Origin of the sequence: Sutcliffiella horikoshii (assembly GCF_021991925.1) — a bacterium.
Lineage (GTDB): Bacteria > Bacillota > Bacilli > Bacillales > Bacillaceae_I > Sutcliffiella_A > Sutcliffiella_A horikoshii_F.
Genome location: NZ_RXZI01000001.1, coordinates 475,190 through 496,830, shown reverse-complemented (window position 1 = coordinate 496,830; position 21,641 = coordinate 475,190). Strand labels below are relative to the sequence as shown.

Below are 21,641 nucleotides of genomic sequence, written 5' to 3'. Positions count from 1 at the left end.
AAAAGTTTAGATGGGCTGAGGAAAACAAGCCTTATATAAAAATAATAAAACCCGAGAGACAGGATCACTCTCGGGTTTGCAAGCAGTAGTATTCAATTCTTAAATTTTATCTACCTCAATCAATAGATCTCCCGTTGCTATGCCTTCACCGGCCGCTGCGTGAATTTCTTTTACAGTACCGCTGAATGGCGCTTGTACAGTCGTTTCCATTTTCATGGCTTCGGTGATCATCAAGTGATCTCCTTTGGACACTTTCTCACCTTTTTCCACGAGAACCTTTATGACGGTTCCAGGCATGGTTGCTCCAATATGTGTAGGGTTTGTTGCATCCATTTTAGGCTTGGACACAACATCCGATTTAACACTCTCGTCTTTGATGTTCACTTCACGAGGTTGTCCATTTAATTCAAAGTAGACAACGCGGGTGCCATCTTTTTGTGGTTGGCCAATTGAGACAAGCTTCACCATCAAGGTTTTTCCTTGTTCAATTTCAACTTGAATTTCTTCTCCTAATCTCATACCGAAGAAGAAGGTCGGCGTGTCCAGAACGGATACATTTCCGTATTGTTCATATTTTTTCTGATAATCAAGAAATACCTTCGGATAAAGCGCATAAGCAATCATCTCATGGCTTGTCACTTGTCGATTAAGTGTTTCGAAAAGCTTCTCACGAATCTCTTCAAAATTCACATCGTCCAACAGCTCACCTGGTCTAACGGTTATCGGTGACTTCCCTTTCAGGATGACCCTTTGAAGGTCTTCAGGGAACCCTCCGTGCGGCTGACCGAGATACCCTTCAAAAAGTTCGATGACAGAGTCCGGAAAATCGACCGATTCACCCTTTTCAAGTACATCCTGTTCGGAAAGGTTGTTTTGAACCATGAACAATGCCATATCCCCTACCACTTTGGAAGATGGAGTCACTTTGACAATATCACCAAACATATCATTAACCCGGCGATACATCTCTTTCACTTCTTCCCAACGAGCCCCTAACCCTACCGCTTTTGCCTGCTGTTGGAGATTACTGTATTGACCTCCAGGCATTTCATGCATATATACTTCGGAGTGAGGACTATTCATACCGCTTTCGAAGTCGCTATAGTATTTTCTGACATCCTCCCAATAGTGAGAGAGCTGTTCCAAAGCTTTGACAGAAACATCTGGCTTACGGTTCGTTTCTTCTAGCGCATAGTACAGGGAGTTGGCACTTGGCTGTGATGTCAGTCCGGCCATGGAACTGACGGCAACATCGACAATATCTACACCCGCTTCGATTGCTTTCGCATACATGTAAATACCATTGCCACTTGTATCATGGGTATGAAGATGGATTGGAATATCAACCGTCTCTTTTAATGTAGAAATCAGACGATATGCCGATTGTGGTTTCAAAAGACCTGCCATATCTTTGATTGCAAGGATATGTGCTCCGCTTCGCTCTAACTCTTTCGCCATATCACAATAATATTGCAAATCATACTTTGTTCTGCTTGGATCATTGATGTCTCCTGTATAACAAATTGCCGCTTCCGCCAATTTCCCTGAATCTCGCACAGCATCAATAGCTAATGTCATGCCTTTCACCCAGTTTAAGCTGTCAAAGATACGGAAAACATCGATTCCTGCATAAGCTGATTTTTCTACAAACTCCTTAATCAGGTTATCAGGGTAGTTTTTATAACCAACTGCATTGGACGCACGAAGCAGCATCTGGAATAGGACATTCGGTGCCTTTTCACGTAGTGTAAGAAGTCGGTCCCACGGATTTTCACTCAAGAAGCGATATGCAACATCAAATGTAGCCCCTCCCCACATCTCCATGGAAAAAAGGTTAGGTAGTAATTTTGCTGTAGGCTCTGCAATCTGTTTCATATCGTTGGTACGGAGGCGAGTAGCCAGTAATGATTGGTGAGCATCCCTGAACGTTGTATCTGTCAGTAACACTTCTTTCTGATCGTTCACCCATCTAACCAATCCATCCGCTCCACGCTCGTCCAAGATTTGTTTCGTACCTCTTGGCACCTCATCGATCCCTGACACATCAGGCATTCTTGGGTTCGTGAAAATTGGTTTTTTCCTCTTTTCCACCCCAGGGAATCCGTTAACGGTCACAGTTCCGATATAAGAGAGCATCTTCGTTCCGCGGTCTTTTCGCTTTGGGAACACGAAAAGTTCAGGAGTGGTATCAATAAAAGACGTATCATATTCCCCATTCATAAATTGTGGATGCTTCACTACATTTTCCAAGAACGGGATATTCGTCTTTATTCCACGAATACGGAATTCTTTCAAGTTACGTTCCATTTTGGAAGCTGCCTGTTCAAAAGTTAACGCCCATGTAGAAAGCTTCACAAGTAATGAGTCATAATAAGGCGTGATGACTGCCCCTTGATAACCATTTCCTGCATCCAAACGAACTCCAAATCCACCACCGGAACGATAAGCCATGATTTTTCCAGTATCAGGCATGAATCCATTCAAAGGATCCTCCGTGGTTACACGGGACTGGATGGCAAAACCATGTACGCGGATGTCTTCTTGCTTAGGAATCCCAAGCTTGCTGCTATGTAGGGCATGACCTTCTGCAATCATGATTTGAGATTGAACAATATCCACTCCAGTGACCATTTCGGTAATAGTGTGTTCCACCTGGACCCTTGGATTTACTTCAATGAAATAAAACTCTTCCCCAGCTACTAGAAATTCAACCGTTCCTGCATTGATATAATCCACATTTTTCATTAATTCTACTGCAGCCTGACAAATCCGATCACGCAAGTCATCCGTAAGGGATACGCTTGGAGCAATTTCCACGACTTTTTGGTGACGTCTTTGAATGGAGCAATCACGTTCAAATAAATGAACGATTTCACCGTGCTGATCCCCAAGAATTTGAACTTCGATATGTTTTGGGTTTTCAATTAACTTCTCCACATAAACATCATCGTTTCCAAAAGCGGCCTTCGCTTCCGATTTTGCCCTATCAAAAGAATCTCGTAATTCGGACTTGCTACGGACGATACGCATTCCACGCCCTCCACCACCCAGGGCAGCTTTGATCATCAAAGGATAGCCATATGTAGCCGCGAAATCCATCACTTCATCCAATGAATGAACAGGTCCATCCGTACCGGGAATTACCGGAATGTTGGCAAGTTGGGCCTGTGTTCTTGCCTTCACCTTGTCCCCGAACATATCGAGGTGCTTGGATGTTGGTCCGATAAAGATGATACCTTCTTCTTCGCACTTCTTGGCAAAATGGATGTTCTCGGAAAGGAATCCATATCCAGGATGTATGGCATCTACATCATTTGCTTTTGCAATTTCAATGATTCCATCAATATCCAGATAGGCATCTATCGGTTTTTTTCCTTCTCCTACCAGATACGCTTCATCTGCTTTGTATCGATGAAAAGATCCGATATCTTCATTTGAGTAAATAGCAACTGTGCGAATGTTTAATTCTGTACATGCTCGAAAAACACGAATTGCGATCTCGCCGCGATTGGCAACGAGGACCTTATTAATTTTTCTTGTCATATTGTCTCCCCCTAGTAGCTACTTCTCACATTGGAAAAGTTTAGAATATTTTATCAATTATATATGCCATTATACATTATTTTTCGATAACTTTCCTCTTTTTCTTATTATTCAGGTAAATTATGTAGAATTATGCGATTTTCTTATATAAGTATTTATTGCATGTTTAATTAGTTTTATAAGCTTCATTACTAAGGGATTACAACTCTTACTTTTAAAAAGTAGGCAATTAAACTTAATACAATTTAGAACTTTATATCTGTGGGGTAGTAAGTATGTAAAACCAACAAAGTATACGAAAAGAGCCTTTAATAAAAACGCCCAACCAACTTTTTAAAAGTTGATTGAGCGTTTTTATCATTAATTTTTTTCCCAGGCTTCATAAAGTGCAGAAAGTTCCTTTTCCAGCTTGGAAAGGATATCTTTCCCCTCTTTTTCGCTAATCAAGCCTAAGCGAACGGCAAAATCCATTTCTCGGGACAAACCGAACATTTGCGTGTCCAGCACTTCCTCGTACAATGGACATTGTGGCATGGTAAGATTGTCCATTTGGACTTGAATAAGTTTCAGTATTTTATCTGAATCAGCTTTTAAAAGCGAAATAGCTTTATCACGATGATCGACCACGATATCTGATGCCAATATCGATCCCTCCGTTTACGTACAATTGCCTATCTTATCTATAAATTTTATCGTTATTTTAAAAAAATTGCAAGGAGGATCCGTTCCGTATATTAAAACATGCTTAAATCATATTTATCCTGTAGTAATTCCAGGAGTTTAAGCCCTGTATGGCTGTTTCCAACTTCATTCAGAGCTGGTCCGAATATGCCTATCCCCATTCTACCCGGAACAGATCCCATAATTCCCCCTGATACTCCACTTTTGGCCGGAATTCCAATCCTTATTGCAAATTCTCCAGAGGCATTATACATCCCGCATGTTACCATAAACGTTTTACAGATCCTTGCTACTTCTTTCGGCATGACCTGCTCGTTCGTTACAGGATTAAGCCCATCCATTGCAAAGACCACCCCCATTCTTGCCAATTGAAGACAATTCATCCGGATGGCACACTGTTTCGTATAGACCTCCATGATTTCTTCCACATTACCGTGAATCACTCCATCCCCTTTCATGTAAAAACATAAAGATCTATTTAAGAAAGATGTTGTGAATTCGGATATTGCTACCTCCTCACAATAGTCTATATCTGGTTCATTGGTGAGCTTTCTCACAAAATCCATTATGTATTCCACTTTTTCCTCTGCATTAGATCCTTTGATCATCGATGTAACAGCCAGTGCCCCAGCATTTATCATTGGATTTAATGGTTTGGCCTTTGAAGAAGTTTCAAGCTTAATAATGGAATTAAAGGGATCTCCTGTTGGTTCCATCCCAACTCTATGAAAAACATGCTCTGGCCCATAATCCATGAGCACTATTGCAAGTGTAATTATTTTTGATATGCTTTGGAGAGTGAATTTCCGTTGTATATCTCCAGCGGAAAAGCAGTCCCCATCCGGGTAAACCAATGCACAAGACAAGTGATCGGGACTTTCTTTTTGTAGTGCAGGTATGTAATTTGCCACTTTCCCTTCAAAAGAGACCTTTCTCGCTTCCTTGACCAACGCATCCAATATTTCCTCACTTCTGCATGCCATTCTCCCACATCCTTCTTTATCAAGGGTCATTCAACCTCTGATGATATAATCTACCAATAGATTCCCCGAGAACATGACAAAAAAACATACAAGTTATATAATAATGAAAAGGATTACACAAGAGGGGGACAACATGGAAAATATCATCAGAATAGAAGGCAAGGTCAATTTTTCAATAACGCTTGATCCAGGTGTATGGATCTTTGACGATAGAAGGATTGATTTAGATACATATTTCGCAGAAGAAACGCACGAAAAAAAGGACGAACTCGAGGAATATACAAAAGCGGTATCCAAGCATTGGGAACGTGAGATCAGGGAAGGCGCCATCTACCCACCAACATTGAAGTCAGAGCGAAAGTTTGAAAAGGAAAAGCTTTTAAACGGGACATTCGGAATTAAGTTTGGGCCATTTCTGCATAATGCCGAACCTCAATCGGATTCTTCAAAGGTAGTGTTTGTCGGTCAAGGAAGGGAATTGGAAGTGGATATCCCCACAGCTCAAGAAATGATATTGGCCTTTTCCAAAAACGGAAAGCCGCTAAAGGAAAATGGACCTGTTCATGCGTACTTTGAGGATGGATCCAACCAAGATGCCCCTTTGACCCATATTCATAAAATTATTGTAAAGTAATTGCTTGTAAGGATTCCGCAATAGTGCCGCAAATAACTGCGGCACTATTTTTTGTTCGGAAATTATTATAATAGATCTGCAGCAAGTTTTGCGAGCATGGAGCGTTCACCTTTAACAAACTTCACATGCCCAGCGAGCTTTTGGTCTTTGAAGCGTTCCACTACATAGGTTAATCCATTGTTGTATTCATCAAGGTAAGGATGATCAATCTGTTCCGGATCTCCCATAAGGACAATCTTACTCCGCTCCCCCACTCTTGTCAGGATCGTCTTGACCTCATGCTTTGTCAGGTTCTGCGCTTCATCTATGATGATGAATTGTTCCGGTATGCTTCTTCCCCTTATATACGTCAGTGCTTCCACTTCAATGGAACCCATCCCTGCCAAAATCGCATCAAGTTCCCCTGGCTTTTTTGTATTGAAAAGATATTCCAAGTTATCATATATTGGTTGCATCCAAGGTCGTAATTTTTCCTCTTTTTCACCTGGCAGAAATCCGATATCTTTTCCAACCGGCACGATTGGCCGGGCAACTAGCAGTTTTTTATAACGATTCAAATCTTCCGTTTGCATAAGCCCTGCAGCCAGTGCCAGAAGAGTTTTTCCCGTTCCTGCCTTGCCCGTCAAGGTAACCAATGGAATATCGGTTCGAAGTAGCATTTCAAACGCCATTGTTTGTTGTACATTCCGCGGTCTGATTCCCCATATATGGTCCTGATCAAAAATCAGCTTTTTCACTTTTCTTCCTGTTGCATCAATAATGCCCAAGGCTGAAGCAGAACCCCCAAGTGCATCCTTCATTATGATAAACTGATTCGCATAAAAAGATGAGTCAGCCAGCTCCGATACAGCAATCTCCCCTTTTAGGTAAAAAGCATTAAGTGTATCAGCCTGTACATAAACCTCTAGAAACCCTTTGTAAATATGGTCCACTTCCACAACCCGATCGTTGAGGAAGTCCTCTGAAATCAATCCGATGGCATCCGCCTTCACACGGACAAGCGCATCCTTACTTACCAAAATGACTAAGCGGCCATCCTCTTTGGTTTGTTCTTCCAAAGAAAGATTTTTCGCCACAGCAAGAATCCTATTATCATTTGTCTTTTCTACAAATATTTCCTGCAGCTGATGAAAACTGCGATGATTCAATTCAATGCGAAGTGCGCCTCCATTGTGCAATGGAATCTTTTCGTGCAGCTTGCCTGTTGCTCTTAGCGAATCGATGATCTTTGAAACCTGCCTTGCATTCCTTCCTATTTCATCCATATATCTTTTTTTCGAATCCACTTCTTCCAATACTACTGCAGGAATAACTACCTCATTATCTGCAAATGAATAAATTGCATATGGATCCTGTAACAGGACATTCGTATCTAATACATAAATTTTACCCAACCTGCCGCCTCCTACTCTCAGCCCTTCTATTGTCTTTCTGGAGTGAATCAAGGCATCCTCCCTTTCAGTATATGGCCCCAATACAATTAGTGTGTTACTACTTGACCATAAAAGAGGGACGGACCGTTGTTAAAATATATGTCGGAATGAATAAAGATAGAAGAACAAATAAACAATAAAATCAAGACAGATGAAAATGGGATCATCCTAGAGAAGGAGTGAAATAAATTGAAAAGATATTTAGTAGTGACTGCCATTGTTTCCTTGGCACTTACCGGTTGTATGAACAATCAAACGCGGAATATTTCAAATGACAAAGAAAACTCACAGGTCATCCACGTTAGGGACTCTGCAGATGTACAGGTAGATAGAAAAACTGGACAAGAAGTTTCTGCCCATCTTGTGGAATTGGCTACGAGGGTGCCAAATGTAAACGATGCGACTGCTGTAGTATTAGGTCCATATGCAGTAGTTGGAATCGATGTGAACTCCGATTTAAATCGGGAAAGGGTAAGTACCATTAAATACTCTGTTGCAGAAAGCTTAAAAAGTGATCCATACGGCGCAACTGCTGTCATCCTTGCAGATGCAGATTCCTTTGTAAGGTTACAGGAGATGGGCAGGGATATCCAAAATGGCAGGCCTTTAACGGGGATCATGGAAGAACTGGCAGAAATCGTAGGCCGGGTTATGCCGGAGATTCCAATTGACTTAAAAGAGCCTACCGCACCAAATCCGACCGAGCAAAACAACCCTCAACTCCCGGACGATCAAGAAAAACAACTAGAACAAAAACAGCAAAATCAGTCCAATCATTATAAGGATGAAGAGCGAAATAAGAAAGTGAAACAGAACTAACGTTGATTGCTGTCCTGGAGGGAGAACTCCACTCTTGGACAGCTTTTTTAATGGTTGGGGGTAGAGGACAGAGAGTCGGAATTGGTGTGGGAAGGGGTTTATCAAGATTTCCGGAATTTTTTGGGAGGTATCATGATTTACAGAGGGGGTTCCGCAATTTTTGGGAGGTATCATGATTTACAGAGGGATTTGTGGAATTTCTGGGTTTTATCATGAATTCTCGAGAAATATCTAGAATTTCTAGGTTATATCATGAATTCTCGTCAGAGGGATATCCGGAATTGGGCTTTATCATGAATTTCCATGAGATATCCGGAATTTCTAGGTTATATCATGAATTCCCGAGATATATCATGAATTTTTAGGATTTATCATGAATTCCCGAGATATATCATGAATTTTTAGGATTTATCATGAATTTCCTAAACTTATCATGAAATTTTAGAATATATCATGAATTCCCTAAACATATCATGAATTCCCGAGACATATCTTATCACCACTTTCCGAAATGCATCCGAAAATCGACGTTTACTCCAAACCCCACAAAAAATAGCAGGTCTCCCTGCTACCCTTCAATCAACACCTATGAATGCTTCCGTATCGCCGTCATTACCTGATCATCCAACTTTTTGGCCGCATCTATGTCGTAGGTTTTTTCAAACTTTGGCTCCACACTTATTTTAGCTCCATAAAACATGACATCCCGCACTTCTTTTACCTCAAGATGTAATAAAGCCAATTTCAAAGGAACCTCTTCCAGCTTCTCCACTTTTACAGTTGCTTTGGTATGAATGGCATAAACGGAATCATTGGCCATCAGGTTTACCACTAGTTCGCTGTTATGTATCACATTTTTCACTATGCGAGATTCCGCATTGACAGCAAGTAGAACGGATTTCTCATCAGGGGCATATAGCCAGGAGATTGCACTGACATTCGGTCCGCCTTTTTCATGATCTACAGTACTTATTGTAACAAGTGTTTCTTTTTGCAGTGCGGCCTTAAGCGGTTCTAAAAGAACATATTCTACCAAGTTTGGCATTGTTCATCCCCCCACTGTATTTTTATTTATCTTACCATATCTCCATTTCCATAGAAAGAAACGGTTATTTACTATCCTCATTAGCCCGGTTACCAATTAATTCTTAATTTTCCCCCTTTATGCTATACTATTGATAAAGATTGAATAAATGAGGTGGACCATGAGAGTCAAGTGTGTAATATGCGATAAAATCGAAAGTATAAATGATGAAACATTAGTAGCGAAAAGGCTTCGCAACAGACCAATACATACATATATGTGCGATGAATGTGCTGAGAGAATAGAAAAAAGAACAAACGAGAGAAAAGCTTCAGGTAATTTCAAACTGTATGAACAAAAACAAAATCAGGATGAGTGGTAGACCTTGATAGTAAGAGGGGCATTTACAGGCTTAATAAGCGGGATCTTGATGGGCTTATTTATAAAGGTGCTTGAAATAGTTTCAGGAAAGAAAATTTACGTACTTTTGTTAAATCTCGATTTTATTCCAGGTTTCAAAAATGCAAGTTTTTCGGAATTGACTGAGTTTACCTTCCATCTACTAGTTGCCATTCCTATCGGCATCCTCTTTGCATTCCTAGTGAAACGTTTCCATTTGGATGATAAAAGAAAGCAATATCTGGTCGCAATAGGCATCACCCTTCCTACTGTTTTTTTGTATTTTCCATTAACAATTCTGGCTATTAAAGAAACACCTGCTCCTTTCGATGGGATAGCCATCTTCTTATGGTCCATGGGGCACATAGCATTTGCTTTATTCCTTCCTATATTTTATAAAACAACGAAGCAAAAAGGATAGCTCCCTCGCAAGTGTCAAGCACTCGGGAAGGAGCTATCCTTTTTCTATTCATAATTATGATACTTATCAGGTTCGTTTTGAATTTGTTCAAGCATCACGTCGATGAGTTCGATTGGAAACCTAGCCTTATGGCGCTCCCCATCTTTATCGTATTCCACATAATACATCGGATCCTCTTTGGAAACGACGATGTTTGTCAGCTTGTGATCCTCAAGGAGAATCCCTTCAAAAAGTTCTTTTGTATCTTGGGCGGACTTATCATCTGGCCTTGCTTCGGCCACAACTTTTATGGTCAGCCAATTGTATAATGTATCTTGTAAGGACCTCACACAGAACGCCCCCTTTAAGATTCTGTACTTTCCGCTTGCTTGGAACGATGAAGTCGAATTTTATAGATTATCAATATTAAAGCAGCAACCACCAATCCTTCTGCTACGGGAAGAAAGATTCCCAGAAAAGTCAGGACTGTACTTCCAAATCCGAGGAAGAGATAAATAACCACAGATTTTAATAGAGGCAGCTTCAAGGCGAAGCCAAGCTTGTACACTAATATGGATAGACCCAGAATAGTAAAGTATAGCATCCACATGCCTAAGTCAGGGTTTTCATCGACACGGTATAGACTAGCAAAAAAGGATAGTCTTTGTGTAACATCCATTGCCTACTCCCCATTTCTAACTTTTTTGTTATAGAATCTGTTAAACGCTGCTATTAATTTCAGCACATGATTTCGCTTATCCAAAGGGTGCCAGTGGAGACTTCTCGACTTTGCCATCAGAATCTCATACGCGCTACATCCCGCTGGTGCCTTAGACCTGTGCGCCAATCAATAAGCTGCCTAACAGATCCTTAGAAAAAAAGGATAGCGAGGGTCGCTATAGACGTAAAAGCAACCCTGCCTCCTTCTTAAATTAATTCTTAAGCTTCAGCGTATTTTTTCTTTTTCGCTGCTCTTTCACGTTCGTTTTTATCAAGAAGTTTTTTACGCAAACGGATGGATTGTGGCGTGATTTCACAATATTCATCGTCGTTCAAGTATTCTAAAGACTCCTCTAATGTCATTAAACGAGGTTTTTTCATACTTACTGTTTGATCCTTCGTTGCAGAACGTACGTTAGTCGCTTGCTTCATCTTACAAACGTTAACAACAAGGTCATTCTCACGGTTATGCTCTCCCACGATCATTCCTTCGTAAACCTCAGTTCCAGGCTCAACAAAGATAACTCCGCGGTCTTCAATACCCATGATACCATAAGTAGATGCTTTACCTGATTCCATTGAAACAAGAACTCCTTGGCGACGTCCACCTACTTGACCTGCTGCCATTGGTTGGTAGCTGTCAAATGTGTGGTTGATGATTCCGTAACCACGAGTAAGGGAAAGGAATTCCGTCGTATACCCAATCAATCCACGGGAAGGTACCATAAAGATCAGACGAACTTGACCGTTACCGTTGTTGATCATGTCTACCATTTCACCTTTACGGGCACCAATGGATTCCATGATGGAACCAGTGTAATCTTCCGGTACATCGATTTGTACACGCTCAACCGGCTCAGATTTAACACCATCAACATTTTTGATGATTACTTCAGGTTTTGACACTTGAAGCTCAAATCCTTCACGGCGCATGTTCTCAATTAAAATGGAAAGGTGAAGCTCTCCACGACCTGAAACAACCCATGCATCCGGAGAATCAGTTGGATCTACACGTAAACTTACATCTGTCTCCAACTGAGCTTCTAAACGCTCTTCAATTTTACGAGAAGTAACAAATTTACCTTCTTTACCAGCAAATGGACTGTTGTTTACCAAGAAAGTCATTTGAAGAGTAGGCTCGTCAATACGAAGAACAGGAAGTGCATCTTGGTTGTCAACCGGGCAAACCGTTTCCCCTACGTTGATGTCTTCCATTCCGGAAACAGCAACAAGGTCTCCAGCTTTTGCTTCTTCGATTTCCACACGTTTAAGACCGATGAAACCAAATAGCTTCGATACACGGAATTGTTTCACAGAACCGTCAAGCTTCATTAAAGCAACTTGTTGGCCAACTTTCATCGTTCCACGGAAGATACGTCCAACTCCGATACGGCCCACATAGTCATTGTAGTCAAGAAGCGCTACTTGGAATTGAAGCGGCTCATCACTGTTATCAACTGGAGCTGGGATATGTTCAACGATGGACTCATAGATTGCTTCCATGTTTTCATCTTGTTTTTCAGGATTTGTACTAGCTGTACCGTTAATTGCAGATGCATATACAACCGGGAATTCCAATTGCTCTTCATTAGCACCCAATTCGATGAATAAATCGATTACTTCGTCAACCACTTCTGTAGGACGAGCAAAGTCACGGTCAATTTTGTTCACAACTACGATTGGTGTGAGGTTCTGCTCTAACGCTTTTTTCAATACAAAGCGCGTCTGAGGCATACAGCCTTCATAAGCATCTACTACTAAAAGTACACCATCAACCATTTTCATAATACGTTCCACTTCTCCACCAAAGTCGGCATGTCCAGGTGTGTCCATGATGTTAATGCGCGTATCTTTATAGTTAATTGCCGTATTTTTAGCTAATATAGTAATCCCACGTTCTCTTTCTAAATCATTAGAGTCCATGGCACGTTCTGCTACCTGCTCGTTCGTTCTAAACGTCCCAGCTTGATGTAGCAATTTGTCCACTAACGTTGTTTTACCATGGTCTACGTGAGCGATAATTGCGATGTTTCTGATATCATTGCGGATGTTCACTATTTCATCTCCCTAATTTTACAACTTAATAACTTTAGTATTATACCACAAACATGGTAGAAAAGAGAAAGGGACTTATGTAAAATATAAGTTATACGTTCTTAGCTTCATCAGGAGGAGTTGATTTTATGAAAAATATCAAGTGGATTTTTATGGTATATGCCATTTTGGCAGCGGTTTCTTTGGGCTTGGTCGGAATTGCGATTGGAGAGCGAAACACCATGGGTATGGTATTGGCGTTTGTTTTATTCGGGGTAGTAATGGGTCTTGGATTCAAAACAAAAAGAAAAATGCGTGAAAACGGACAATTATAAAACAAAAGACATAATATTGCTATAATTTACCTTTTGTTACACTCTTAGGATAAGTGAAAACCCTATAAGGGAAGTCTACAGTAAACTCAAGACAATCTCACACTTAAATGGTAAAAACCCACGGCTCCATAAAATCCGTGGGTTTTTACTCATTTCTTCAACTTATATAAATAGTCCTTCATGATTACTTCATGCAAACCCGGTTTACTGACAAATACACTGTTCTGTCCCAGCAAATCCAAAGGTTCGCCATGAAGTGTCGTTACTTTTCCTCCAAGCTCGTTTACAAGTATTAGTCCCGCTGCAAAATCCCAAGGGGAAAGTCTCAGAGTAATATATGCATCTATACGGCCCGTTGCCACATAAGCCATCTCAAGTGCCGCAGAACCATAAGAGCGAGTCCCTCTTACTTTTTTTACGAGAGGAGCCAAAATGGTAGGATCTATGCGTTTATTCTCCGTAATCCAGGTAGCATTCAATGCGATGACAGCACGCTCCACCGTAACCTCTTCCAATTCAGGTAGTTTTGTATCATTTAGATAGGCGCCTTCTCCAAGCTTTGCATGATAAAGTTCGTCATGTACCACATCATAAATCAAGCCAATCTTCCCGACCCCGTCTTCGTAAACGGCAACGGAAATTGCAAAGTTTCGTTGTTGATGAACAAAATTCATCGTGCCATCAATTGGATCGATAATCCACACTGTGCCATCTAATTTATCCAATTCATCACCAAATCCTTCTTCACCAAGAATCTGATGTTCCGGATATGTCTCCCTGATCCGCTCTATAAAAAATTGCTCTGTTTCTCGGTCAATATTTGTTACAAGATCGTCAGCAGAGCTTTTCGTATCTATCATCAGTTCGTTGCTGAACGAAGCACGGATCCTTTCACCAGCTTCTCTTGTCCATTTTTTTGCGTTTTCATCTATTTCCCGCCACTTCATGTCGTCTCCTGCCCTTCTTCACCAATTAAATTTCCCATCTCAACTGAAATTCGAATTATGTATGTCTTAGATTACTGAAACGGTTCGGTAAAAGCAAGTAATCCGAAGCATAGAAAAACGAACCTCATACAGGTTCGTCTGGTAGCATATGCCACTAAACCTCTAGACTTAACATTTCTTTTCGAAATTGCTCTAACTTGGACTTAGACTTTTTAATTTTATCCTGATCGCTTTCTTGTATCGCTTCATACAAGACCGCCAGTTCATAATCTATTTCCATTCGCAAAACCGCACGTTGATTTTCTTCTTTTTTCTTCTTCCACGGTGTTGCCACTTGTTTCATCCTAATTACCTCCCTCAAATATAAGTTTCTCGTTTCCAAAAGGTTTAATATTAAATGGTTGCTATATCATATGAAGGTAATGAAAGTTGGTAACTAAAATGTGCAGTTACCCAAAAAGAAAACTGTTAGTACAAATCTAATATTTTGGCATGGAAAAATGGCTATGATAAAATTAGAAGAATCATTAAACCAACCATACGAGAAACGGAGCGATTTCATGGCTAATAGGAAATTCACCGGCTTTAAGAAAAAAGACTTTCAAGTTTTCACAATAGATGGACTAGAAGAAAGAATGGAAGCATTAAAAAATCAGATTCAGCCTAAGTTCGAACAACTCGGCCAGTATTTTGCTCCCTCATTGTCAGCAATGACAGGGGAAGAAATGCATTACCATGTTGCCAAGCACGCAAGAAGGACCAAAAATCCGCCAAAGGATTCCTGGGTGGCATTCGGGAGCAACCCTAGAGGATATAAGATGCTCCCACACTTCCAAATCGGTTTATGGGAAACGCATGTATTTGTTTGGTTTGCGGTAATTTATGAAGCGCCGATGAAGGAAGCTTTCGGGGAAACCTTGCTCAAGGAGGTTAAGGCAATCCGAAAAGAGATCCCATCCAATTATGTTTGGTCAAAGGACCATACCAAACCTGAGGTGATTCGCCAAAGCGAGTTAACAGAGGAAGCCCATCAGGATCTGTTTGAACGGTTGATCAATGTGAAAAAGGCAGAAATACTATGTGGCATTCAAATCCCTAAAGAAGAAGCAGTCAAGCTCTCGGGAGATGAAACCATCGCTAGGATCGAAGAAGCGTTTCAAACATTGCGAAGACTATATGACCTTTCTAAACAAGCCGTATAAGAGTGCAATCAAAAATCCCAGAGTCATGTTGACTCTGGGATTTTTGATGAACATTCAGTTTACTTGGACATAATGACCCGATCGCCAGTTTGCATGTCTTTTGCTTTTTTGATCGTTCTATAGACAGAGAATCCACTTAATTCTTCATACTCATTTGCCAGATTTCGTTCTTCCGCCTTGCCGGGGACTATTTCTTTGAAGCGCCGATATGCCGCTAATAGCCTTTCACGTTCAACGCCTTTGCTATAAGTGAGTTCCACCGCTTCATATAATGCGATGACATCGACTATTTCATCTGTGGACCATTCATAGGAAATAGGGTAAGAGAAGTCCATTTGTTCACCTCTTTTAATATGTAGATTGGAAAACAACGTTGTTGTTATAACGGACCGCAATTGGACTTAGATCGGACTTAGATTACTAAAACAGCCAAAGTAAAGTATATCACTTTCTCTGTCTAGTTTGTCCACTTGCTTCTTATTTTTTCCCCCTCATTTATCATTCTTGAAAAGAGCTTCCCAACCGTGGGAACATCATTTATTAATCCCATGACTTGCCCCGCCCATGCATATCCTGCATCTGTTTTCCCATCGTAGATGAACCGCTTATTGGCAGTGCCAGCAATAAAGTCCTTTAGTTCTTCATATCCCTTAGCTTCCTGTTCTAACTTCAATATTTCTTCGGTCCAGGAATTATGAATGGCCCTTGCAGGAGATCCTAAACTTCTTTTGATAACCACTGTATCATTTTCGGATCCATTCACAAGCAATTCTTTATAAATAGGATGCGCTTGGAAACATTCCTTTGTTGCAATAAATCTCGTTCCCATTTCTATCCCTTCCGCTCCCAAGGCTAAAGCTGCCATCAATCCACGGCCATCCCCTATCCCACCTGAAGCGATTACTGGTATGCTCAAAGCATCCACAACTTTTGGCACGAGGACCATGGTTCCCAAGTCGTTTTTGCCTAGATGCCCCCCTCCCTCTTGCCCAACGACCATTACTGCGTCCGCACCGAGTTCTTCCGCCTTTTCGGCTTGCCTTCGAGCTGCAACTAGCACCAACTTCTTGCAACTTGCCCCTTCAAGCCTTTTGAAAATGGGAGCCGGGTTACCTCCTGTCATAGAGATGACTGGAACATTCTCCTCCAAAGCTACATCAAGCATATGCTCAAATGGTCTTCCATGTTGACCAATGGCATAGTTCACACCAAAGGGGTTTTCTGTCATCGTCCTGACTTTCCTGATCTCCTCCCTTAACTGTTCAGGAGTATCAAGGCTCATCGCCGTAATTTGCCCAAGGCCCCCTGCATTGGAAACCGCCGCCGCAAGATCTGCATACGCGAGATATGCTAACCCTCCTTGAATGATTGGGTATTTAATATTTAGAAGTTCTGTTACTCTAGTTTTCCAATTCATCTACATCCTTCCCCTTTCTTTTTCTCTTTAAATGTTTCTTTCTTCGTTGACAAATTCCTGTTTTTTTCAACAAAATATCTAAAAGAAAAATCTATGCAATCATGAAGATAAATGCTATAATTTCATTTGTTTTATATGAATGTTTGTACTGCGTTTCTACATGCGTTAAGATAAACGAAATCAAGTTTAATTAAAGAGGTGCATAATTAAGTTGACATATTCCCAAATTGATACACCATTATTTACCGGACTACTGAATCATGCTAAAAAAAATCCAATACAATTTCATATTCCTGGTCATAAAAAAGGGGCGGGAATCGACCCGGAATTTCGAGAATTCATCGGCGAGAATGCCCTTTCCATCGATTTGATTAATATTGGGCCACTAGATGACCTGCATCAACCTAAAGGGATGATCAAAGAGGCACAGGACCTCGCTGCCAAAGCCTTCGGTGCGGATCACACTTTCTTTTCCGTGCAAGGTACCAGCGGGGCTATCATGACCATGGTGATGGCTGTTTGCGGTCCTGGGGAAAAAATCATCGTGCCTAGGAATGTGCACAAATCCGTCATGTCGGCCATCGTTTTTTCAGGTGCCGTGCCTATTTTCATTCATCCCGAGGTAGATAAAGAACTTGGGATCTCACATGGCATTACCACAGATTCAGTGGAAAAAGCTTTGAAACAGCACCCTGATGCGAAGGGTGTACTTGTGATTAATCCCACTTATTTCGGCATTTCAGCCGATTTGAGTCAGATTGTTGAAATAGCTCATTCCTTTAATGTACCGGTACTTGTCGATGAAGCCCATGGCGTGCATATCCACTTCCACGAGGAACTTCCTTTGTCTGCCATGCAAGCTGGTGCAGATATGGCTGCAACAAGTGTACATAAACTTGGCGGCTCCATGACCCAGAGTTCCATCTTAAACGTCCGAGAAGGTCTTGTGAATGTGAACCGAATTCAAGGTATCCTGAGTATGTTGACAACCACATCCACCTCCTACCTTCTTCTTGCCTCATTGGATGTGGCACGTAAGCGTCTTGCTACGGAAGGACATATACTCATCGAAAAGACGATTGAATTGGCCAACCAAACGAGAAATGCAATAAATGAAATCGAATATCTTCATTGCATAGGTCCTGAAATCCTTGGAAGAAAAGCGACCTTCGATTATGATCCGACTAAGTTGATCATTTCCGTCAAGAAGCTCAACCTGACCGGCTATGATGTGGAGAAATGGCTTCGTCAAAAGTATAACATTGAAGTGGAGTTATCTGACCTTTACAATATTCTCTGCATCATTACACCTGGTGACTCAGAGGTGGAAACCGGAACCCTTTTACAAGCATTAAAAGAGCTTTCAGAGGAGTTCAAACACCAGGCGGGGGATTCGGAGAAAGAAGTTAAAGTACTACTTCCTGATATTCCTGTACTTGCCATTGCACCACGCGATGCATTTTATTCTGAAACGGAAATCGTGCCCTTTGAAGAATCTGCAGGACGTATCATAGCTGAATTTATTATGGTCTATCCACCAGGCATCCCGATTTTCACTCCTGGTGAAATCATTACCGAAGATAACCTGGCTTATATCACCAAAACATTGGAAGTTGGGCTTCCTGTTCAAGGACCGGAAGATTATGAATTGAAAACCTTGCGAGTCATTAAAGAACATAAAGCTATTCAATAAGGAAAAGAGCAGGTCCCCTTGCCGGGGACCTGCTCTTCCTTTTTCCATCTATTAATCTATGATTCTAGGCTAAATCTTCGCTTTTTTCAGAGCACTGACAATCTGCACATTTTGCATAGTAAGTCGTAACTTTTTCATCCTCAAAGTGATCTACCGCGCTGTTACAAGTTTGACAAATGATTGTACCCATACCCTTCAACCTCTTTCCGTAAAGAAATTTTTATTGCAAAGTCGCCATAAAATGAAAGCGCTTTATGTTGTTAAATACATCATAAACCTTTAAATGTGTTATGTCAATAGATATATTGTATAACACATTTATTTTTATAGTCTTATAGATGTTAAAATCTTAAAAAAAATGGCTGACATGTAAAAGGTCACCGTCCAATACCAGACGATGACCTCTAACATACAATTAGGTTCTATTCATATTGTTCTTGAAATGGACTGGAAGGGATGGCTTCTGTAAAGAATTCTGCAAGATCTTCTGCCTGCTCTTGAGAATCAATTCGGAATACATGTTGAAGGTGGTTTAAGTCAGTAATGTCTTTAGGGTCGAGGAGTGTGGAACGGCCAGTTTGCATACAGATGACGAGAGGCTTACCAAAAAACATATTCGTGTAAACAATACCAAAATCATATCTAACATCTTTAGTCGTAAAACCAACAAATCGAACAGGGACATTCTCATTGTTATCATAAAGCTTGTCAAATAAGTTCATAAGCTACCTCCTTTTTATTATTTGGTTATTCAGAATATTATTATAACTTATAACAAAGCTGATTTGCAAGAATTTTCACTTAGTGATTGTCAGTTGTTTTACTCTAATGCTAGAATAGTATAAGATGAAATTGTCATATTTAGGAGTGAATCTGATGGCCAGTAGTGCATACATTAACCTTGTCTCCAAATCAAAAGAGAACACGCTCACCACTGAAGATATAATGAATTTATTACAATACTATAAAGAAATAACTGCCAAGACAGGTAAACAGTTAGGGTGGGAATACAGTGAGGCAGCCTTCCCATATGAAATCAAAGAAAAACCGGAAGGAAAAGGACAATGGTTTTACCTAAAAGGTACGGAAGACCGCTATAAAATGATTCTGATCGGAGTTGGAACCCAGCCTGAGAACACAGAAGGAACAGACCCTCTTCCATACATACAAGTCACCCTGCACGATCAAAGTACCCATGGTGACAAAGGTAAAGCCAATGAGATCTGTAAATTCCTTGCCAAGAAACTTGAAGCAGAATTAAAACTTTTTACCGGCAGCATCATGTATTATTATAAGCGCTAAATACAAATGAAAGCCCACTATCAGAGATAGCGGGCTTTTCTGTTACTCTGACTCGGTTTCTTGCTCTTCTGTACCGATAAGAGCCGGGTCCATGATGTCATAATTCTTTGCCTGTAGCCCCTTTACAATATCGGCCAGTGCATCTTTCGTCCATTCTCTATCATGCATGAGAAGGTTGCTGCCACTACTTAGCAATTCTGTGTTTACCATAATATCTGCAAGTGCCTCAGCATCCATGTATTCGGTCTCCCAATCATACCCATACGTCCAATTCATAAGGATCATTCCTTCTTGTTTGACGAGCTCTTTGGCATAATCAGTATTCGTACCAAATGGGGCACGGAAGAAACGAGGACGTTCCCCTGTGATTTCTTCCACCCTGTCACTTAAAGCAACAATTTCTTCATACTGTTCTTCCTCCGTTAACTGCCTTAAAGACTTATGCGTCATCGTATGGTTTCCAATTGGAAATCCCATGTCATAGATTTGCTTGAGTGTGTTCCGTTCTTGTTCCGTTTCCAAGAAATGACCGTTCACAAAGAATATGGCTTGTACATTTAGTTCTTTAAGAATAGTAGCCATTTCCAATGCATATCTATCGGGAGCATCATCAATTGTCAATAATACTACGTCAGGATTTGCATCATTGATCGGTTCTAATGTCCAATTACTCTCATTCACTATGTATTGGGGTTCTTGGGTCTCTTTGGTTCCATCTTCGTTAGTGGTATCTTGGTTTTCTTCTGTTTCTTCTGTTCCCCCACTATCCTCAGATTTATCTGCTTCAGGTTCCTTTTCTTCAGCTAGATCTTCCTGCGCTGTAGCAGGTACCTCATCTTCATCGTCTACTTTATCTTCAGTAGGTTCATTTTCTTCTGTTTGACTATCTACTGCATCAGATCCTTGCTCTTCATCTACTTGTCCAGTTTGCCCGCAAGCTACAAGGAGGAGCAATAACAATGCAGATAGTACCCATTTTTTCATATTCTTTCCTCCATATGTAAGGTTCATCTTTAATCATACAAGCAATCAGTATATGAAGGCAATGTTTTTCATTATTTTTAAGTTATGCATCAAAAACAATGCTTTCTTCATAGGATATACTGGCCTGCATCTAGCTGAAGACCAGATAGTAAAATAGACTCTGGAAACTAAAGTAGAAAATAAAACTAATCGCAGTAGTTAACGCAGCTTGCTTTTTTTTATGAATAATCGACATGGCAAGTGTATAACAAAGATAGATAAAAATACCCAAGAGGATTACTTTTGCCTGCATCTTGTCCCTGGCAGAAAACCATTCAATCAGACTATATGTCCCCCAAAAGATATTTTGTATTAAAAACACCACATAATTTTTCATAAAAGCAGCTCCTTACTGCATATTTCTATTTATGTATCCGTTTTATCGCAAAAGAAAACCTTTGTAATAATTATGCCAGGAAGGAGCATTCTATTTTTCAATTTTGTAACATTTCGATGACAAGCACAGTAACTATAATTTTTAGTGGTAGAATAGCACCAAATAGTAAAACAGATTTTAATAAACAAACTTCCAAAGTTCCTATATATGTTTAAACAGAAAGTGAGGATTGCCATGATTAGAGGCTCTGTCATTTTTTTCACTTTGTCTTTTTTCATTTTGTCTTCTTGCCAAGAAAATCAATCGATTACTCACGTTCAATTTCCGGAAGATGCACACACACTAGTATTCTTTTCAGACGAATCTAACTTACAAGACGAACATACATATTATGATGCCATCATTGATTTAAGAAATTCATTTCCAAATGAAGTGGCTAACTTGAAAGTGGTTCACTCTGAGAACGAGAAAATTTTATATAAGCAATTTAATGTCAAGTCGACCCCTTCTTTAATTGTCGTTCACCATAATGAAGTAGTAACACAGGTGGAAGGCTCCAAACAAAAAGAAGACATTGTCGTTTCCATTGAACAAGCTCTGAACGATGCAGGTAGTTCCACTTATTAAGGTGTGGTTGCCTGCATTTTTGTTATTCCAGCATTGAATTTTGGCAAACCGCCCGCAGCGAAGTGCCTGGAATGGAAATCCAGAGAAT

At 40.5% G+C, this 21,641-nt stretch carries 25 protein-coding genes; 9 read left to right on the top strand and 16 right to left on the bottom strand.

Going from position 1 to position 21,641, the window contains the following annotated elements; translation table 11 throughout:
* Window positions 1-99 precede the first annotated feature (99 nt).
* The 3 genes from pyc to glsA all read right to left on the bottom strand — a co-directional run bounded on the left by pyc (window position 100) and on the right by glsA (window position 5,207).
* Window positions 100-3,543: a pyruvate carboxylase gene (gene pyc / locus EKQ44_RS02400; RefSeq protein ID WP_237661919.1), complete on the bottom strand. Its 3,444-nt coding sequence runs from the start codon at window positions 3,541-3,543 to the stop codon at window positions 100-102.
* Between the two features lie 360 nt (window positions 3,544-3,903).
* Window positions 3,904-4,185 (bottom strand): Fpa/YlaN family protein, encoded by a 282-nt coding sequence (locus EKQ44_RS02395; RefSeq protein ID WP_237661918.1) that lies wholly within the window; start codon window positions 4,183-4,185, stop codon window positions 3,904-3,906.
* Window positions 4,186-4,277: 92 nt separating this feature from the next.
* Window positions 4,278-5,207 carry a glutaminase A gene (glsA, locus tag EKQ44_RS02390; protein WP_237661917.1) on the bottom strand — a complete coding sequence of 310 codons (930 nt, stop codon included), beginning with the start codon at window positions 5,205-5,207 and terminating at the stop codon, window positions 4,278-4,280.
* A gap of 133 nt (window positions 5,208-5,340) precedes the next feature.
* Here glsA and EKQ44_RS02385 point away from each other — a divergent pair, with 133 nt between their 5' ends.
* Window positions 5,341-5,841: a peptidyl-prolyl cis-trans isomerase gene (locus EKQ44_RS02385; protein WP_237661916.1), complete on the top strand. Its 501-nt coding sequence runs from the start codon at window positions 5,341-5,343 to the stop codon at window positions 5,839-5,841.
* A gap of 65 nt (window positions 5,842-5,906) precedes the next feature.
* Here the strand turns inward: EKQ44_RS02385 and EKQ44_RS02380 are convergent, their stop codons facing one another.
* Window positions 5,907-7,235 (bottom strand): PhoH family protein, encoded by a 1,329-nt coding sequence (locus tag EKQ44_RS02380; protein WP_237661915.1) that lies wholly within the window; start codon window positions 7,233-7,235, stop codon window positions 5,907-5,909.
* A 228-nt stretch (window positions 7,236-7,463) separates the two neighbouring features.
* Between EKQ44_RS02380 and EKQ44_RS02375 the strand changes: the two genes are divergently transcribed.
* The gene (locus EKQ44_RS02375) at window positions 7,464-8,093 is read left to right on the top strand and encodes a YhcN/YlaJ family sporulation lipoprotein (protein WP_237661914.1); all 630 of its coding nucleotides are present in this window, start codon (window positions 7,464-7,466) and stop codon (window positions 8,091-8,093) included.
* Window positions 8,094-8,679: 586 nt separating this feature from the next.
* Here the strand turns inward: EKQ44_RS02375 and EKQ44_RS02370 are convergent.
* Window positions 8,680-9,138: a pyridoxamine 5'-phosphate oxidase family protein gene (locus EKQ44_RS02370; RefSeq protein WP_237661913.1), complete on the bottom strand. Its 459-nt coding sequence runs from the start codon at window positions 9,136-9,138 to the stop codon at window positions 8,680-8,682.
* A gap of 160 nt (window positions 9,139-9,298) precedes the next feature.
* On the opposite strand from EKQ44_RS02370, the gene EKQ44_RS02365 reads away from it, so the two are divergent.
* Window positions 9,299-9,499, top strand: coding sequence for a YlaI family protein (locus EKQ44_RS02365; RefSeq protein ID WP_237661912.1), 201 nt, complete (start codon window positions 9,299-9,301; stop codon window positions 9,497-9,499).
* 3 nt (window positions 9,500-9,502) lie between these two features.
* Entirely contained in the window at window positions 9,503-9,937 is a 435-nt protein-coding gene (locus EKQ44_RS02360) for a hypothetical protein (RefSeq protein WP_237661911.1), read from the top strand.
* A 44-nt stretch (window positions 9,938-9,981) separates the two neighbouring features.
* Here the strand turns inward: EKQ44_RS02360 and EKQ44_RS02355 are convergent, their stop codons facing one another.
* The 3 genes from EKQ44_RS02355 to typA all read right to left on the bottom strand — a co-directional run bounded on the left by EKQ44_RS02355 (window position 9,982) and on the right by typA (window position 12,691).
* Window positions 9,982-10,266, bottom strand: coding sequence for a hypothetical protein (locus tag EKQ44_RS02355; protein WP_237661910.1), 285 nt, complete (start codon window positions 10,264-10,266; stop codon window positions 9,982-9,984).
* Between the two features lie 14 nt (window positions 10,267-10,280).
* Window positions 10,281-10,595, bottom strand: coding sequence for a YlaH-like family protein (locus EKQ44_RS02350; protein WP_237661909.1), 315 nt, complete (start codon window positions 10,593-10,595; stop codon window positions 10,281-10,283).
* A gap of 260 nt (window positions 10,596-10,855) precedes the next feature.
* Window positions 10,856-12,691, bottom strand: coding sequence for a translational GTPase TypA (typA, locus tag EKQ44_RS02345; protein WP_237661908.1), 1,836 nt, complete (start codon window positions 12,689-12,691; stop codon window positions 10,856-10,858).
* Window positions 12,692-12,819: 128 nt separating this feature from the next.
* Here typA and EKQ44_RS02340 point away from each other — a divergent pair, with 128 nt between their 5' ends.
* On the top strand, window positions 12,820-13,005 hold the full coding sequence (locus EKQ44_RS02340; protein ID WP_237661907.1) for a YlaF family protein: 186 nt from the start codon (window positions 12,820-12,822) through the stop codon (window positions 13,003-13,005).
* Window positions 13,006-13,154: 149 nt separating this feature from the next.
* On the opposite strand, the gene EKQ44_RS02335 is transcribed toward EKQ44_RS02340, so the two are convergent.
* Entirely contained in the window at window positions 13,155-13,952 is a 798-nt protein-coding gene (locus EKQ44_RS02335) for an inositol monophosphatase family protein (RefSeq protein WP_237661906.1), read from the bottom strand.
* Between the two features lie 154 nt (window positions 13,953-14,106).
* The gene (locus EKQ44_RS02330; RefSeq protein ID WP_237661905.1) at window positions 14,107-14,295 is read right to left on the bottom strand and encodes a hypothetical protein; all 189 of its coding nucleotides are present in this window, start codon (window positions 14,293-14,295) and stop codon (window positions 14,107-14,109) included.
* Between the two features lie 217 nt (window positions 14,296-14,512).
* On the opposite strand from EKQ44_RS02330, the gene EKQ44_RS02325 reads away from it, so the two are divergent.
* Complete coding sequence (locus tag EKQ44_RS02325) at window positions 14,513-15,154, top strand: YktB family protein (RefSeq protein ID WP_237662541.1); 642 nt, start codon at window positions 14,513-14,515, stop codon at window positions 15,152-15,154.
* 59 nt (window positions 15,155-15,213) lie between these two features.
* Here the strand turns inward: EKQ44_RS02325 and EKQ44_RS02320 are convergent, their stop codons facing one another.
* Together EKQ44_RS02320 and EKQ44_RS02315 are read right to left on the bottom strand one after the other, a co-directional pair.
* Window positions 15,214-15,489, bottom strand: coding sequence for a UPF0223 family protein (locus tag EKQ44_RS02320; RefSeq protein WP_237661904.1), 276 nt, complete (start codon window positions 15,487-15,489; stop codon window positions 15,214-15,216).
* A gap of 122 nt (window positions 15,490-15,611) precedes the next feature.
* A complete protein-coding gene (locus EKQ44_RS02315) occupies window positions 15,612-16,571 on the bottom strand; it encodes an NAD(P)H-dependent flavin oxidoreductase (protein ID WP_237661903.1) in 960 nt (319 codons plus the stop codon).
* Between the two features lie 211 nt (window positions 16,572-16,782).
* Between EKQ44_RS02315 and EKQ44_RS02310 the strand changes: the two genes are divergently transcribed.
* Window positions 16,783-18,264 (top strand): aminotransferase class I/II-fold pyridoxal phosphate-dependent enzyme, encoded by a 1,482-nt coding sequence (locus EKQ44_RS02310; protein ID WP_237661902.1) that lies wholly within the window; start codon window positions 16,783-16,785, stop codon window positions 18,262-18,264.
* A 64-nt stretch (window positions 18,265-18,328) separates the two neighbouring features.
* On the opposite strand, the gene EKQ44_RS02305 is transcribed toward EKQ44_RS02310, so the two are convergent.
* Window positions 18,329-18,454: a GapA-binding peptide SR1P gene (locus EKQ44_RS02305; RefSeq protein WP_082380950.1), complete on the bottom strand. Its 126-nt coding sequence runs from the start codon at window positions 18,452-18,454 to the stop codon at window positions 18,329-18,331.
* A gap of 232 nt (window positions 18,455-18,686) precedes the next feature.
* On the bottom strand, window positions 18,687-18,986 hold the full coding sequence (locus tag EKQ44_RS02300; protein WP_237661901.1) for a DUF3055 domain-containing protein: 300 nt from the start codon (window positions 18,984-18,986) through the stop codon (window positions 18,687-18,689).
* A gap of 154 nt (window positions 18,987-19,140) precedes the next feature.
* On the opposite strand from EKQ44_RS02300, the gene EKQ44_RS02295 reads away from it, so the two are divergent.
* Entirely contained in the window at window positions 19,141-19,566 is a 426-nt protein-coding gene (locus EKQ44_RS02295; protein WP_237661900.1) for a DUF1885 family protein, read from the top strand.
* 42 nt (window positions 19,567-19,608) lie between these two features.
* Here the strand turns inward: EKQ44_RS02295 and EKQ44_RS02290 are convergent, their stop codons facing one another.
* Both EKQ44_RS02290 and EKQ44_RS02285 read right to left on the bottom strand, forming a co-directional pair.
* Window positions 19,609-20,550, bottom strand: a complete 942-nt coding sequence (locus EKQ44_RS02290) for a polysaccharide deacetylase family protein (protein WP_237661899.1) — start codon at window positions 20,548-20,550, stop codon at window positions 19,609-19,611.
* A 130-nt stretch (window positions 20,551-20,680) separates the two neighbouring features.
* Window positions 20,681-20,926: a hypothetical protein gene (locus EKQ44_RS02285; protein WP_063561270.1), complete on the bottom strand. Its 246-nt coding sequence runs from the start codon at window positions 20,924-20,926 to the stop codon at window positions 20,681-20,683.
* Between the two features lie 234 nt (window positions 20,927-21,160).
* On the opposite strand from EKQ44_RS02285, the gene EKQ44_RS02280 reads away from it, so the two are divergent.
* Window positions 21,161-21,553 (top strand): YbbN family protein, encoded by a 393-nt coding sequence (locus tag EKQ44_RS02280; RefSeq protein ID WP_237661898.1) that lies wholly within the window; start codon window positions 21,161-21,163, stop codon window positions 21,551-21,553.
* The last annotated feature ends 88 nt before the right edge of the window (window positions 21,554-21,641 follow it).